This is a genomic window from Enterobacter sp. MGH85 (genome assembly GCF_001037655.1).
Classification (GTDB): domain Bacteria; phylum Pseudomonadota; class Gammaproteobacteria; order Enterobacterales; family Enterobacteriaceae; genus Enterobacter; species Enterobacter intestinihominis.
On the sequence record NZ_KQ089925.1, the window covers coordinates 1755940 to 1770524 of the forward strand.

The window sequence follows — 14585 nt, forward strand, 5'->3', positions numbered from 1 at the left end:
ATATTATTATGGAACACAAGTCTGCTCGTGCAAAGGTCCAGGCTTTTGGGGGCTTTTTGACTGCAATGGTCATCCCGAATATTGGCGCTTTTATTGCCTGGGGATTTATTACCGCATTATTTATACCAACCGGATGGATGCCAAATGAGCATTTCGCCAAAATTGTCGGACCGATGATCACCTATTTACTGCCGGTTATGATTGGCTCTACCGGTGGACACCTGGTTGGCGGCAAACGTGGGGCGGTGATGGGGGGGATCGGCACTATCGGCGTGATCATCGGCGCGGATATTCCTATGTTCCTCGGCTCAATGATTATGGGGCCACTCGGCGGCCTGGTGATTAAGCATATCGACCGAATGCTGGATAAACGCATTCCAGCGGGTTTTGAGATGGTCATCAACAACTTCTCGCTGGGTATTGCGGGCATGATCCTCTGCCTGCTGGGGTTTGAAGTCATCGGTCCTGCGGTGTCGATTGCCAATAACTTTATTAAAGAGTGTATTGAATCACTGGTACATGCAGGCTACTTGCCGCTGCTGTCGTTGATTAACGAACCGGCAAAAATCCTGTTTTTAAATAACGCTATCGATCAGGGGGTTTATTATCCGCTGGGGATGCAGCAGGCTTCCGAGACGGGTAAATCCATCTTCTTTATGGTGGCCTCCAACCCCGGGCCGGGTTTAGGCCTGCTGCTGGCTTTTGCTTTTTTCGGCAAAGGGATGGCGAAAAAGTCAGCCCCCGGCGCGATGATCATTCACTTCCTGGGCGGCATTCATGAGCTCTATTTCCCTTACGTACTGATGAAACCGCTGACGCTGATTGCGATGATTGCTGGCGGCATGAGCGGGACGTGGGTATTTAACCTGTTAGGCGGTGGACTGGTGGCTGGCCCAAGTCCGGGTTCGATTTTCGCCTACCTCGCGTTAACGCCTAAAGGCGCATTCCTCGCCACGATTGCTGGCGTAACGGCAGGCACGTTGGTCACCTTTGCGGTCGCCTCTTTTATCCTGAAGATGGATAAAAATAGCGAAGCTGAAACGGAAGATACTTTCAATTATTCTGCCAACGCCGTAAAAGCCATGAAGCAGGAAGGCAAGTTTTCTTACCAGGATGTTAAGCATATCGCTTTTGTCTGCGATGCCGGAATGGGCTCTAGCGCTATGGGCGCGACGACATTCCGGAAGCGCCTGGAAAAAGCCGGACAAAATATCGAAGTAAAACATTATGCCATCGAAAATGTGCCTGACGACGCGGACATTATTGTTACCCATGCCAGCCTGGAGGGGCGCGCTAAACGGGTTAGTGACAAACCGTTAGTGTTGATAAAAAACTATCTCGGCGATCCGAAGCTTGACGAATTATTTAAGCATCTAACGGCGAATTAATCTATCTGGTTCCTGGAGTCATTATGAAAACGAAAGTGGCTGCCATTTATGGCAAGCAGGATGTTCGTATCCGCGAATTTGAACTGCCCGAAATAAGCGACAATGAACTGCTGGTGAGCGTAATTTCCGACAGCGTTTGTTTATCCACCTGGAAGGCAGCCAAATTAGGCAGTGAACATAAACGTGTGCCGGACGATCTGGAAAATCATCCGGTCATTACCGGACATGAATGCGCCGGGGTGATTGTTGAGGTCGGAAAAAACCTTACCGGGAAATATAAAAAAGGTCAGCGCTTTGTTTTACAACCGGCAATGGGATTGCCAAGCGGTTATTCCGCTGGATACAGCTACGAATATTTTGGCGGCAATGCGACGTATATGATTATTCCAGAGGTCGCGATTAATCTGGGCTGCGTTTTACCTTATCACGGCTCCTATTTTGCGGCAGCTTCGCTGGCGGAACCCATGTGCTGCATTATCGGCGCGTATAACGCCAATTATCATACGACGCAATATGTTTATGAGCACCGGATGGGTGTGAAACCGGGAGGTAAGATTGCGCTTCTGGCCTGCGCCGGGCCGATGGGAATTGGCGCTATTGATTATGCGATTAACGGCGGGATTCAGCCGTCGCGCGTTGTGGTGGTAGATATTGATGAGGCCCGCCTTGCGCAGGCGGAAAAACTCCTGCCGGTTGAGCTGGCGGCACAAAAGGGTATTGAGCTTATCTATGTCAATACCTCTGTACTGGAGAACCCGGCCGCTACGTTACGCGCATTAACTGACAATGTCGGCTTCGACGACGTGTTTGTCTATGCTGCGGTTCCGGCGGTCATTGAACTGGCTGACGATCTTCTCGCCGAGGACGGGTGCCTGAATTTCTTCGCCGGACCAACGGACAGCAATTTCAAGGTGCCGTTTAATTTTTACAACGTCCATTACAACAGTACCCACGTGGTGGGCACCTCCGGCGGCTCGACGGAGGACATGAAAGAGGCGATTGCGCTGAGTGCGACGGGCCAGCTTCAGCCGTCGTTTATGGTGACCCACATCGGCGGCCTTGATGCGGTGCCGCATACGGTACTCAACCTGCCGGACATTTCTGGAGGCAAGAAGCTTATCTATAACGGTGTCACCATGCCGTTAACGGCCATTGCCGATTTTGCCGAAAAGGGTAAAACCGATCCGCTTTTCCGGGAGCTGGCAAGGCTTGTGGAAGAGACTCACGGCATCTGGAATGAAAAAGCAGAGCGCTATCTGCTGGCGCAGTTTGGGGTGGATATTGGGGAGGCGGCAGCATGATGTCTCTGGCATGGCCGCTCTTTCGCGTTACGGAACAGGCGGCGCTGGCCGCCTGGCCGCAAACCGGATGCGGCGATAAAAACCGAATCGACGGGCTGGCGGTAACCGCCATGCGCGAGGCGCTAAACGCGATAGCGATTCGCGGGCGTATCGTCATCGGCGAAGGTGAGATTGACCATGCGCCAATGCTGTGGATTGGTGAGGAGGTTGGAAGCGGTGTCGGCCCGGCGGTAGATATTGCCGTCGACCCCATAGAGGGCACCCGCATGGTGGCGATGGGGCAAAGCAATGCTCTGGCAGTGATGGCGTTTGCGCCTGAGGGTAGCCTGTTTCATGCCCCTGATATGTACATGAAAAAACTGGTGGTTAACGCAGCGGCCGCCGGGGCAATCAGCCTCGATCTCCCGCTGGCAGAAAACCTTCGCAACGTTGCCCGGGCGCTGGGCAAGCCGCTGGAGCATCTGCGGATGGTGACGCTGGACAAACCGCGCCTGCAAAATGCAATTGCCGAGGCGACGCAGCTGGGCGTGAAAGTGTTTGCGCTGCCCGATGGCGATGTCGCTGCCAGCGTACTGACCTGCTTACAGGATAATCCTTATGATCTGATGTACACCACAGGCGGCGCGCCGGAAGGGGTGATCTCCGCCTGCGCGGTGAAAGCGCTGGGCGGCGATATGCAGGCGGAACTGATCGATTTCTGTGAAGCGAAAGGGGAGAGTCCTGAGAACCGTCGGGTCGCCATGCAGGAGCACTGCCGCTGTGCGGAGATGAAAGTGGAAGTCAATCGTATCTATACCCTTAGCGAACTGGTAAAGGGCAATGACATCCTGTTCAGCGCGACGGGCGTGACGGGCGGCGAACTGGTTAAAGGTATTCAACAGGTTGCGAAGGGTGTGCGCACACAAACTTTACTGATCGGCGGCGCAGATCGAACGTGTAATATAATAGACTCTCTGCATTCACGGTGATTTATCGAGATACAAATGACGACGCTGACAGAAGACGATGTGCTTGAGCAACTGGATGCTCAGAATAACCTCCTCGCATTCATGACGACGGCACAGTCTTTTTTGCTCCAGGGCATTAAATGTTTTCTGCCGTCGCTGTTTGTCGATAACGATGAAGAGATCGTGGAATATGCAGTGAAGCCGTTACTCGCCCGGAGTGGGCCGCTTGATGACATCGATGTGGCGTTACGCCTGATCTATGCGCTGGGGAAAATGGAAAAATGGCTCTACGCCGACATTACGCATTTTTCGCAGTTTTATCAGTATCTGAAAGAGCAGGATACGATCCCTGACTTCGCCGATGACATCACCTGGGATTTTATCAGCAACGTTAATTGCATCACCCGTAACGCGACGTTATTCAGCGCGCTGGAGTCGATGAAATTTGCTGACTTTGCCGCATGGTCTGAGGTGCGCTTTACCGCAATGATCAAGACGGCGCTCACCCTGGCGGTAACGACAATTTTAAAGGAACTGACGCCGTGAAAATTGGGCTAAAGGTCAACGGATTAGATGTAGAAGCACATTACCCTGATGACGAAATCGAAAATGTTCATAAGCCTTTGCTGCGGCAACTGGCGAAACTGCATTCTGCCAGCGCCAGCAAACGTACGATTGTTTTTCTCAGCGCGCCGCCCGGGACGGGCAAATCTACGTTGACCGCCTTCTGGGAATTCCTCTCTCGTCAGATGGAGGGGATGCCGCCGATCCAGACGTTGCCGATGGATGGTTTTCATCACTACAACGCGTGGCTTGAGGCCCATAACCTGCGTGCGTACAAAGGCGCGCCCGAGACCTTTGATGTCGACAGGCTTGCGCAACATCTGCGGCAGATAAAAGAAGGCGACAGTACCTGGCCGCAGTATGACCGACAAACGCACGATCCTGTCGAAGAGGCTATTGTGGTAACGGCCCCTGTCGTGATTGTTGAGGGTAACTGGCTGCTGCTTGATGACGAACGATGGCGAACGCTGATGGAATACTGCGATTTTTCATTGTTCATTCGCGCGCCCGCTGAAGCGTTACGTACGCGCCTGGTAGGGCGTAAGCTGGCCGGGGGACTCTCTCAGGCCGACGCCGACGCGTTTTATGCGCGCACCGACGGGCCAAACGTGGAGCGTGTTTTGCGTCACAGCCGTTCTGCCAATGTGGAACTGATGATGTCGGCAAATGGCGAATACCGACTCGTCTGATCTTTCGCGGCTTTCCATGGGGGCACCGTTCAACCCGCCGCGTTTTACGTGGCGGGAAGAAAAGGGATTATTCCGGAAAAATGTGATGGAGATCAGATTAAATCGCTCTTAATCTGGACAGAGATTCCTTTTATTCCCCGATTCGCTTATTCTTGCTGAAGCGTTTCAGTCGATTAAATGTTCGACAATTGACCAATCAATCGCAGTTTGTGACAGCAAGGATTCCCCTTCGGGCGTCGCTGGATTACTCTTTCAGCCACCTCAAACTCAGGGATAGCTTTGCAGGAGATCTATGACCGTACGCGTAGCGATTAATGGCTTCGGTCGCATTGGGCGCAACGTGGTTCGTGCTTTATATGAATCCGGGCGTCGTGCGGAAATCACCGTGGTGGCAATCAATGAACTGGCGGATGCTGCGGGCATGGCGCATTTGTTGAAATATGACACCAGCCACGGTCGCTTTGCCTGGGACGTTCGCCAGGAAAGGGAACAGCTGTTCGTCGGTGACGATGCCATCCGCGTGCTGCATGAGAACAGTATTGAAGAGCTGCCCTGGCGCGAACTGGGTGTGGATGTGGTGCTGGACTGTACCGGCGTGTACGGTAACCGTGAACATGGCGAAGCGCATCTGAATGCTGGCGCGAAAAAAGTGCTGTTCTCCCATCCCGGCAGTCACGACCTCGACGCCACCGTCGTGTTTGGTGTCAACCAGCACGAGCTGCAGGCTGAACACCGCATTGTCTCCAACGCCTCCTGTACCACCAACTGCATTATTCCGGTCATTAAACTGTTAGACGATGCGTATGGCATTGAATCCGGTACCGTGACCACGATTCACTCCGCCATGCACGATCAGCAGGTTATCGACGCCTACCATCCGGATTTACGACGCACTCGCGCGGCGAGCCAGTCCATCATTCCGGTGGATACGAAACTGGCTGCCGGGATCACGCGTATTTTCCCGCAGTTTAACGACCGTTTCGAAGCGATTGCCGTGCGCGTCCCGACGATAAACGTCACCGCAATCGATCTTAGCGTGACGGTGAAAAAACCGGTAAAAGCCTGTGAAGTCAACCTGTTGCTGCAAAAAGCGGCACAGGGAGCATTTCATGGTATAGTTGACTATACGGAATTACCGTTGGTCTCAGTAGATTTTAACCACGACCCGCACAGCGCCATCGTGGATGGCACGCAGACGCGAGTCAGTGGTGCGTACCTCATCAAGACGCTGGTCTGGTGTGATAACGAATGGGGCTTTGCTAACCGAATGCTCGACACCACGTTAGCCATGGCCGCAAAAGGTTTCAGGTAGAGCGCACCTTGCGCTTGCAAAACTTTAAGAATCAACGAGAGGATTCACCATGTCTGTAATTAAGATGACCGATCTGGATCTGGCAGGTAAACGCGTTTTCATCCGTGCCGATCTGAACGTACCGGTTAAAGATGGCAAAGTGACCAGCGACGCGCGTATCCGTGCATCTCTGCCAACCATTGAACTGGCTCTGAAGCAGGGCGCTAAAGTGATGGTCACCTCCCACCTGGGCCGTCCAACTGAAGGCGAGTACAACGAAGAGTTCTCTCTGCTGCCGGTTGTTAATTACCTGAAAGACAAACTGTCCAACCCGGTTCGCCTGGTGAAAGATTACCTGGACGGCGTGGAAGTTGCCGAAGGTGAGCTGGTTGTTCTGGAAAACGTTCGCTTCAACAAAGGCGAAAAGAAAGACGACGAAACCCTGTCCAAAAAATACGCTGCGCTGTGCGACGTATTCGTGATGGATGCATTCGGTACGGCTCACCGTGCGCAGGCTTCTACCCACGGTATCGGTAAATTCGCAGACGTCGCCTGTGCAGGTCCACTGCTGGCTGAAGAACTGGAAGCGCTGGGTAAAGCACTGAAAGAACCTGCTCGTCCGATGGTCGCTATCGTTGGTGGTTCTAAAGTTTCTACCAAACTGACCGTTCTGGATTCTCTGTCCAAAATTGCTGACCAGCTGATCGTTGGCGGTGGTATCGCGAACACCTTCGTTGCTGCGCAAGGCCACAACGTGGGTAAATCCCTTTACGAAGCGGATCTGGTTGACGAAGCCAAACGTCTGCTGAGCACCTGTGATATCCCGGTTCCAACTGACGTTCGCGTGGCGACCGAGTTCTCCGAAACTGCTACCGCAACCCTTAAATCTGTTAATGACATCAAAGATGAAGAGCAGATTCTGGACCTGGGCGACGTTTCTGCACAGAAACTGGCTGAAATCCTGAAAAACGCAAAAACTATCCTGTGGAACGGTCCTGTCGGCGTGTTCGAATTCCCGAACTTCCGCAAAGGGACTGAAATCGTGGCTAACGCTATCGCAGACAGCGAAGCGTTCTCTATCGCAGGCGGTGGTGACACCCTGGCAGCTATCGACCTGTTCGGTATCGCTGACAAGATCTCCTACATCTCCACTGGTGGCGGCGCATTCCTCGAATTCGTGGAAGGCAAAGTCCTGCCAGCAGTAGCAATGCTCGAAGAGCGCGCTAAGAAGTAAGCCATTCAGGGGCAGGGAAACCTGCCCAATTTTCAGCGCGCTTATCAGAGCTCGCACCTTTTCTAACGGCCGAAGATACAGGACTAAGCAACATGTCTAAAATTTTTGATTTCGTAAAACCTGGCGTTATCACTGGTGATGACGTACAGAAAGTGTTCCAGGTAGCTAAAGAAAACAACTTCGCTCTGCCAGCAGTTAACTGCGTAGGTACCGACTCCATCAACGCCGTACTGGAAACCGCTGCAAAAGTTAAAGCACCGGTTATCGTTCAGTTCTCTAACGGCGGCGCTGCGTTCATCGCAGGTAAAGGCGTGAAAACTGACGTTCCTCAGGGCGCTGCTATCCTGGGTGCTATCTCTGGCGCACATCATGTTCACCAGATGGCTGAGCACTACGGTGTTCCGGTTATCCTGCACACTGACCACTGCGCGAAAAAACTGCTGCCATGGATCGACGGTCTGCTGGACGCAGGTGAAAAACACTTCGCAGCAACCGGTAAGCCACTGTTCTCTTCTCACATGATCGACCTGTCCGAAGAGTCTCTGGAAGAAAACATCGAGATCTGCTCTAAGTACCTGGCGCGTATGTCCAAAATGGGCATGACCCTGGAAATCGAACTGGGTTGCACCGGCGGTGAAGAAGACGGTGTGGACAACAGCCACATGGACGCTTCTGCTCTGTACACTCAGCCAGAAGACGTTGATTACGCTTACACCGAGCTGAGCAAAATCAGCCCACGTTTCACCATCGCAGCATCCTTCGGTAACGTGCACGGCGTGTACAAGCCAGGTAACGTGGTTCTGACCCCGACCATCCTGCGTGATTCTCAGGAATATGTGTCTAAGAAACACAACCTGCCGCACAACAGCCTGAACTTCGTCTTCCACGGCGGTTCCGGTTCTTCTGCTCAGGAAATCAAAGATTCCGTAAGCTACGGCGTAGTGAAAATGAACATCGATACCGACACCCAGTGGGCAACCTGGGACGGTATCCTGCAATACTACAAAACCAACGAAGCTTACCTGCAAGGTCAGCTGGGCAACCCGAAAGGCGAAGACCAGCCGAACAAGAAATACTACGATCCACGCGTATGGCTGCGCGCTGCCCAGACTTCTATGATTACTCGTCTGGAGCAGGCATTCAAAGAACTGAACGCGGTTGACGTTCTGTAATTTGTACTGCTGACAGCACATCAGAAGGCCCGCAAATGCGGGCCTTTTTTTATGCTTTTTCAATATCCTGCAATACCTGATTTTGTGATCTGTTTGGCATTACCCGCTCTTTTTGTTTACCCTTTACTGACCTGCCTGTCCCCTTAAGGGATAGATTTTGTGTTTTGGTTTAGCAAAAGGAAGAATAAATGGAACAACTTGATGTTGTAGACAGCATCAATCATGCGGGTAACTGGCTGGTGCGCAACCAGGCGCTACTGCTGAGCTACGCTGTGAATATTGTTGCCGCTATTGCCATCATCATTGTCGGGATGATCGTGGCGCGTATCGTATCGAACGCGGTCAACCGGGTGATGGTTGCACGTCACATTGACGCCACGGTCGCCGATTTCCTCTCCGCGCTGGTGCGTTACGGCATCATCGCCTTTACGCTGATTGCGGCGCTGGGGCGTGTCGGCGTGCAGACGGCATCCGTCATCGCTGTGCTCGGTGCTGCCGGTCTGGCCATTGGTCTGGCATTACAGGGTTCGCTGTCGAACCTGGCGGCGGGCGTACTGCTGGTAACCTTCCGTCCGTTCCGTTCCGGTGAATACGTGGATTTAGGCGGGATCGCGGGTACCGTGTTGCAGGTACAGATTTTCTCTACCACTCTGCGTACTGTCGACGGTCGTATTGTGGTGGTACCGAACGGGAAAATCATTGCCGGCAATATCATTAACTTCTCCCGCGAGCCGGTGCGTCGTAACGAGCTGATCATCAGCGTGGCGTACGATTCCGATATCGATCAGGTGAAGTCTCTGATTACCAACATCATTGCTTCAGATGACCGTATTCTGAAGGACCGCGAGCAGACCGTTCGTCTGAATGAACTGGGCGCATCATCCATTAATTTTGTGGTGCGCATCTGGAGCAAAAGCAGCGATCTGCAAAACGTTTACTGGGATGTGCTGGAGCGCATTAAGCGTGACTTCGATGCCAACGGCATCAGCTTCCCGTACCCGCAGATGGATGTAAACGTCAAAAAAGTCAAAGAAGCAGAGTAACGTCTCCGTAGGCCCGGTAAGCATCAGCGACACCGGGCTTTTCTTTTATTAGCCTCGCTAATCCCCAATTAATATTATCCATTTCCTCTAATGTCGTTCCCGCAGTATAGTCTGCCCCAGGACAACTCTGCGAGAATTACGTTATGTTATCTTACTATTTTCAAGGGCTTGCGTTAGGTGCGGCCATGATCCTTCCCCTTGGTCCACAAAATGCGTTCGTGATGAATCAGGGCATCCGCCGTCAGTACCATCTGATGATTGCCCTGCTGTGCGCGGTGAGCGATCTGCTGCTGATTTGCGCCGGGATTTTTGGCGGCAGCGCCCTGTTGATGCAGTCGCCGTGGCTGCTGGCGCTGGTTACCTGGGGCGGCGTAGCGTTTCTGCTGTGGTACGGGTTTGGCGCCCTGAAAACGGCCATGAGCAGCAATCTTGAGCTGGCGAGCGCCGAAGTGATGAAGCAAGGGCGCTGGAAGATTATCGTCACCATGCTCGCCGTGACATGGCTTAACCCGCACGTTTATCTTGATACGTTCGTGGTGCTCGGCAGCCTGGGGGGACAGCTGGACGTTGAGCCGAAACGCTGGTTTGCGCTCGGTACGGTCAGCGCCTCCTTCCTCTGGTTCTTTGGTCTTGCGATCCTGGCGGCATGGCTGGCACCACGACTGCGTACCGCCAAAGCGCAGCGCATTATCAATACCCTGGTGGGGCTGGTGATGTGGTTTATTGCCTTCCAGCTGGCGAAAGAGGGCATTCATCACGTACAGGGATTGTTCAACTAAGCGTTGTCTTATGGACATCTGAACAAGACCCGCTAAGCTTGCTGGCATGAGCCCTGTTAACAGGGCACTCTTCGCAACATGGAGGAATGACAGTGAAGTTTAAGGTGATGGCCCTGGCGGCATTAGTAAGTTTAGGTGCGGTGTCGGTGCAGGCGAATGAACTGCCAAATGGCCCGCACATTGTCACTTCAGGTACGGCAAGCGTGGATGCGGTACCGGATGTTGCAACCCTGGCAATTGAAGTGAACGTGGCGGCGAAAGATGCTGCTTCCGCCAAGAAACAGGCAGACGATCGTGTTGCGCAATACCTCTCTTTCCTGGAACAGAACGGTGTCGCGAAAAAAGACATCAGCTCTGCGAACCTGCGTACTCAACCGGATTACGATTACCAGAACGGCAAAAGCATCCTGAAAGGCTATCGCGCCGTGCGTACTGTAGAAGTGACCGTGCGCCAGCTTGATAAGCTCAACGGATTGCTGGATGGTGCGCTGAAGGCAGGGCTGAACGAAATTCGTTCCGTCTCGCTGGGCGTTGCGCAACCGGAGAAGTATAAAGACGAAGCGCGTAAAGCGGCGATTGATGATGCCATTCATCAGGCACAGCAGCTGGCATCCGGCTTCAAGAGCAAGCTCGGTCCGGTTTACAGCGTGCGTTACCACGTTTCAAACTACCAGCCAAGCCCGATGGTGCGGATGATGAAAGCGGACGCCGCGCCGGTTTCTGCTCAGGAAACCTACGAGCAGCCAACCATTCAGTTCGACGATCAGGTTGATGTGGTGTTCCAGCTGGAGCCGACTGAAAAGCCAGCTCAGTAACCCGTAGGCCGGGTAAGGCGAAGCCGCCACCCGGCTTGTTTTTCAATCCTGTCTTAACACCTTATGCCCAAACGCCAGCAGCGCGTCGGTGACGTTGCGCATCATGCGGCTTTCCGGCGCAAAACGGTGCCAGTACAACATCCGGCGCTGATACAGCCCCGGAGTTAAATCAATCAGCTCACCGCTTTTCAACTCTTTCTCAATCTGCAGATGCGGGATCATGCAGCAGGTGGTTCCCTGACGTGCAAGCTGCACGAAGGCTTCGGACGAGTTAACGATATGACACGGCACGCTGCCCGGCGGCAGATCGAAGTTTTGCTGCAGGAAGGCCTGATGCATATCGTCCAGATGGTCGAACGCGACGGCAGGCGCTTTCAGCAGCGCGGCGCGGGTCACACCGTTCGGGAAATAGCGCTCGGCAAAGGCTTTTGAACCGACGAAGAGGTAATCCAGCGCGCCCAACTGATCCACCAGACAGCTTGGCAGCGCCTGAGGCTGAATACTGACGGCACCAACCACTTCGCCGCGACGCAGACGTTCCTGGGTGCGGGTTTCATCTTCAACCTGGAGATTCAGGCGGATAGGGGAGTCGGCCAGCACCGGCGCAAGGGCCGGCAGCAGCCAGGTTGCCAGACTGTCGGCGTTCACCGCCAGCGACAGCAGCAGCGGCGTGGAGCCGGTCTGTTCATCGCCCAGCCACTCATCTTCCAGCAGTTCAACCTGACGTAGCAGGGCGAGGAGCTTTTGTCCTTGCTCCGTTGGACGCGGCGGTACGGTACGCACCAGCAGCGGCTGCCCGAACATGTTTTCAAGCTGTTTGATACGCTGTGATACGGCGGACTGGGTGATGCACAGCTTTTGCGCCGCGCGCTCAAAACCGCGTTCACGAATAACTGCATCAAGTGCCTGTAGTGTTCTGTAGTCCGGACGTTTCATTGCTCTGGCTGACTCCTTAATTTTGCTTAATCTGCACTATGACACAATTTTCCCTTCGTGGCAGACGAAATCCATTCGACGTGTTCTATAATGCGCCCTGAGTTTTCACACCACAGGCAAAACGATCATGACGCAGGATGAACTGAAAAAAGCAGTAGGATGGGCGGCTCTCCAGTACGTACAGCCGGGTACCATTGTCGGTGTTGGTACGGGATCGACGGCGGCGCACTTTATCGATGCGCTGGGCACGATGAAGGGGCAAATCGAGGGCGCGGTTTCGAGCTCCGATGCTTCCACGGAAAAGCTGAAAAGCCTCGGCATCACTGTTTTCGACCTCAACGAAGTGGACCGTCTGGGCATTTACGTTGATGGCGCGGATGAAATCAACGGCCACATGCAGATGATCAAAGGCGGTGGCGCGGCGCTGACCCGCGAAAAAATCATTGCCTCCGTGGCGGATAAGTTCATCTGCATCGCGGACGCCTCCAAGCAGGTCGACATTCTGGGGAGTTTCCCGCTGCCGGTCGAAGTGATCCCGATGGCGCGCAGTGCCGTGGCACGTCAACTGGTGAAGCTGGGTGGTCGTCCGGAATACCGTCAGGGTGTGGTGACCGACAACGGCAACGTGATCCTCGACGTTCACGGCCTTGAGATCCTCGATGCCATTGCGCTGGAAAATGCGATCAACGGCATTCCGGGCGTCGTTACCGTAGGGTTATTTGCCAACCGTGGCGCGGACGTGGCGCTGATCGGCACGGCTGACGGTGTAAAAACCATCGTAAAATGATCTGACGGGGGGAGCGCTCCCCCCGCTAAAAAATTTTGAAAAGCTAAATTCGGTGACTTGTGTCACGTTTTTCCGCCTCTTTTGCCGATCCTGCCGCGTTTGTAAATTTCCATAGCATTTTCCTCTGTCATTTTGCTCTGTATGACTTTTCTTCAGAGTGCCGACGCAAACGTTCATATTGCTGCAATAGTTTTTTTTGATATGTTGGCTGCACGGGATTTATATCCAGCACAACATCAGTTCAGATAAAAACAGGGTCGGGTAAATGGCAAAGGTATCACTGGAGAAAGACAAGATTAAATTCCTGCTGGTTGAAGGCGTGCACCAGAAAGCGCTCGATAGCCTTCGCGCTGCAGGTTACACCAACATCGAATTTCACAAAGGCGCGCTGGATACTGAAGAGCTGAAAGCGTCCATCCGTGATGCCCATTTCATTGGCCTGCGATCCCGTACCCAACTGACTGAAGACGTTATTGCTGCGGCGGAAAAGCTGGTGGCGATTGGCTGTTTCTGTATCGGTACCAATCAGGTTGATCTGAATGCCGCCGCAAAACGCGGTATCCCGGTTTTTAACGCCCCGTTCTCCAACACCCGTTCCGTGGCGGAGCTGGTGATTGGCGAGCTGCTGCTACTCCTTCGCGGTATTCCGGAAGCTAACGCCAAAGCGCACCGCGGCGTGTGGAATAAGCTGGCCGCGGGCTCCTACGAAGCGCGTGGTAAAAAACTCGGGATTATTGGTTACGGCCACATCGGTACGCAGCTTGGTATTCTGGCGGAATCCCTTGGCATGCACGTGTTTTTCTACGATATCGAAAACAAACTGCCGCTGGGTAACGCGACGCAGGTGCAGCATCTTTCTGACCTGCTGAACATGAGCGACGTGGTCAGCCTGCACGTGCCGGAAAATGCGTCCACCAAAAACATGATGGGAGCGGAAGAGCTGGCGCTGATGAAGCCGGGCTCGCTGCTGATCAACGCCGCGCGCGGTACAGTGGTCGATATTCCTGCCCTGTGCGATGCGCTGAAGCGTAAGCATCTGGCGGGTGCGGCGATTGACGTGTTCCCGACGGAACCGGCCACCAACAGCGATCCGTTCACCTCTCCACTGTGCGAGTTCGACAACGTGATCCTGACGCCGCACATCGGCGGTTCTACTCAGGAAGCGCAGGAGAATATCGGCCTGGAAGTGGCGGGCAAGCTGAGCAAATATTCCGACAACGGTTCAACGCTCTCTGCGGTGAACTTCCCGGAAGTGTCTCTGCCGCTACACGGCGGGCGTCGTCTGCTGCACATTCACGAAAACCGTCCGGGCGTGCTGACTGCTATCAACCAGATCTTTGCCGAACAGGGCGTCAACATTGCCGCGCAGTATCTGCAAACGAACGCGCAGATGGGTTATGTGGTGATTGATATTGAAGCGGATGAAGACATTGCCGAGAAAGCATTGCAGAGCATGAAGGCCATTCCGGGGACGATTCGCGCGCGTCTGCTGTACTGATAGTGCGGTCTGTGGTGTCGGGTGGCGCTTACGCTTACCCGACCTGCAATGTTCGTGCGGTCTGTGTGTCGGGTGGCGCTTACGCTTACCCGACCTACAATGTTCGTGCGGTCTGTGTGTCGGGTGGCGCTTACGCTTACC

14 protein-coding genes are annotated in these 14585 nt (G+C 53.8%); 13 read left to right on the forward strand and 1 reads right to left on the reverse strand.

From position 1 onward, the window contains the following. Nucleotides 1-8 precede the first annotated feature (8 nt). From SK51_RS08310 to SK51_RS08360, 11 genes are all read left to right on the forward strand, one after another. Complete coding sequence (locus tag SK51_RS08310) at nucleotides 9-1388, forward strand: PTS mannitol transporter subunit IIBC (protein WP_023306900.1); 1380 nt, start codon at nucleotides 9-11, stop codon at nucleotides 1386-1388. A 23-nt stretch (nucleotides 1389-1411) separates the two neighbouring features. Continuing rightward, the gene (locus SK51_RS08315) at nucleotides 1412-2689 is read left to right on the forward strand and encodes a zinc-binding dehydrogenase (RefSeq protein WP_023306899.1); all 1278 of its coding nucleotides are present in this window, start codon (nucleotides 1412-1414) and stop codon (nucleotides 2687-2689) included. Next, nucleotides 2686-3657: a class II fructose-bisphosphatase gene (gene glpX / locus SK51_RS08320; RefSeq protein WP_047352993.1), complete on the forward strand. Its 972-nt coding sequence runs from the start codon at nucleotides 2686-2688 to the stop codon at nucleotides 3655-3657. The genes SK51_RS08315 and glpX overlap by 4 nt, the downstream gene beginning before the upstream one ends. A gap of 15 nt (nucleotides 3658-3672) precedes the next feature. Continuing rightward, nucleotides 3673-4182: an MltR family transcriptional regulator gene (locus SK51_RS08325; protein WP_023306897.1), complete on the forward strand. Its 510-nt coding sequence runs from the start codon at nucleotides 3673-3675 to the stop codon at nucleotides 4180-4182. Further along, a complete protein-coding gene (locus SK51_RS08330) occupies nucleotides 4179-4889 on the forward strand; it encodes a nucleoside/nucleotide kinase family protein (protein ID WP_023306896.1) in 711 nt (236 codons plus the stop codon). The genes SK51_RS08325 and SK51_RS08330 overlap by 4 nt, the downstream gene beginning before the upstream one ends. 292 nt (nucleotides 4890-5181) lie before the next feature. Then, on the forward strand, nucleotides 5182-6201 hold the full coding sequence (gene epd, locus SK51_RS08335) for an erythrose-4-phosphate dehydrogenase (protein ID WP_023306895.1): 1020 nt from the start codon (nucleotides 5182-5184) through the stop codon (nucleotides 6199-6201). A gap of 49 nt (nucleotides 6202-6250) precedes the next feature. Continuing rightward, nucleotides 6251-7414, forward strand: coding sequence for a phosphoglycerate kinase (gene pgk / locus SK51_RS08340; RefSeq protein ID WP_023306894.1), 1164 nt, complete (start codon nucleotides 6251-6253; stop codon nucleotides 7412-7414). Nucleotides 7415-7506: 92 nt separating this feature from the next. Beyond that, nucleotides 7507-8586: a class II fructose-bisphosphate aldolase gene (gene fbaA, locus SK51_RS08345; protein WP_017692704.1), complete on the forward strand. Its 1080-nt coding sequence runs from the start codon at nucleotides 7507-7509 to the stop codon at nucleotides 8584-8586. Between the two features lie 188 nt (nucleotides 8587-8774). After that, nucleotides 8775-9629, forward strand: a complete 855-nt coding sequence (locus SK51_RS08350) for a small-conductance mechanosensitive channel MscS (RefSeq protein WP_022649325.1) — start codon at nucleotides 8775-8777, stop codon at nucleotides 9627-9629. Nucleotides 9630-9772: 143 nt separating this feature from the next. Then, nucleotides 9773-10408 carry an arginine exporter ArgO gene (gene argO / locus SK51_RS08355; protein WP_003860085.1) on the forward strand — a complete coding sequence of 212 codons (636 nt, stop codon included), beginning with the start codon at nucleotides 9773-9775 and terminating at the stop codon, nucleotides 10406-10408. Between the two features lie 92 nt (nucleotides 10409-10500). Further along, a complete protein-coding gene (locus SK51_RS08360; RefSeq protein WP_022649323.1) occupies nucleotides 10501-11223 on the forward strand; it encodes an oxidative stress defense protein in 723 nt (240 codons plus the stop codon). A 42-nt stretch (nucleotides 11224-11265) separates the two neighbouring features. On the opposite strand, the gene argP is transcribed toward SK51_RS08360, so the two are convergent. Continuing rightward, complete coding sequence (gene argP / locus SK51_RS08365; protein WP_003860089.1) at nucleotides 11266-12159, reverse strand: DNA-binding transcriptional regulator ArgP; 894 nt, start codon at nucleotides 12157-12159, stop codon at nucleotides 11266-11268. 127 nt (nucleotides 12160-12286) lie between these two features. On the opposite strand from argP, the gene rpiA reads away from it, so the two are divergent. Next, nucleotides 12287-12946, forward strand: a complete 660-nt coding sequence (rpiA, locus tag SK51_RS08370) for a ribose-5-phosphate isomerase RpiA (protein ID WP_022649322.1) — start codon at nucleotides 12287-12289, stop codon at nucleotides 12944-12946. Between the two features lie 265 nt (nucleotides 12947-13211). Then, the gene (gene serA / locus SK51_RS08375; RefSeq protein WP_022649321.1) at nucleotides 13212-14444 is read left to right on the forward strand and encodes a phosphoglycerate dehydrogenase; all 1233 of its coding nucleotides are present in this window, start codon (nucleotides 13212-13214) and stop codon (nucleotides 14442-14444) included. Nucleotides 14445-14585: the final 141 nt, after the last annotated feature.

Excerpts from the sequence above, each read along its gene's own strand:
- SK51_RS08310 (WP_023306900.1), top strand. The coding sequence starts at position 9 with ATGGAACACAAGTCTGCTCGTGCAAAGGTCCAGGCTTTTGGGGGCTTT.
- SK51_RS08315 (WP_023306899.1), top strand. The coding sequence starts at position 1,412 with ATGAAAACGAAAGTGGCTGCCATTTATGGCAAGCAGGATGTTCGTATC.
- glpX (WP_047352993.1), top strand. The coding sequence starts at position 2,686 with ATGATGTCTCTGGCATGGCCGCTCTTTCGCGTTACGGAACAGGCGGCG.
- SK51_RS08325 (WP_023306897.1), top strand. The coding sequence starts at position 3,673 with ATGACGACGCTGACAGAAGACGATGTGCTTGAGCAACTGGATGCTCAG.
- epd (WP_023306895.1), top strand. The coding sequence starts at position 5,182 with ATGACCGTACGCGTAGCGATTAATGGCTTCGGTCGCATTGGGCGCAAC.
- pgk (WP_023306894.1), top strand. The coding sequence starts at position 6,251 with ATGTCTGTAATTAAGATGACCGATCTGGATCTGGCAGGTAAACGCGTT.
- fbaA (WP_017692704.1), top strand. The coding sequence starts at position 7,507 with ATGTCTAAAATTTTTGATTTCGTAAAACCTGGCGTTATCACTGGTGAT.
- SK51_RS08350 (WP_022649325.1), top strand. The coding sequence starts at position 8,775 with ATGGAACAACTTGATGTTGTAGACAGCATCAATCATGCGGGTAACTGG.
- argO (WP_003860085.1), top strand. The coding sequence starts at position 9,773 with ATGTTATCTTACTATTTTCAAGGGCTTGCGTTAGGTGCGGCCATGATC.
- argP (WP_003860089.1), bottom strand. The coding sequence starts at position 12,159 with ATGAAACGTCCGGACTACAGAACACTACAGGCACTTGATGCAGTTATT.
- rpiA (WP_022649322.1), top strand. The coding sequence starts at position 12,287 with ATGACGCAGGATGAACTGAAAAAAGCAGTAGGATGGGCGGCTCTCCAG.
- serA (WP_022649321.1), top strand. The coding sequence starts at position 13,212 with ATGGCAAAGGTATCACTGGAGAAAGACAAGATTAAATTCCTGCTGGTT.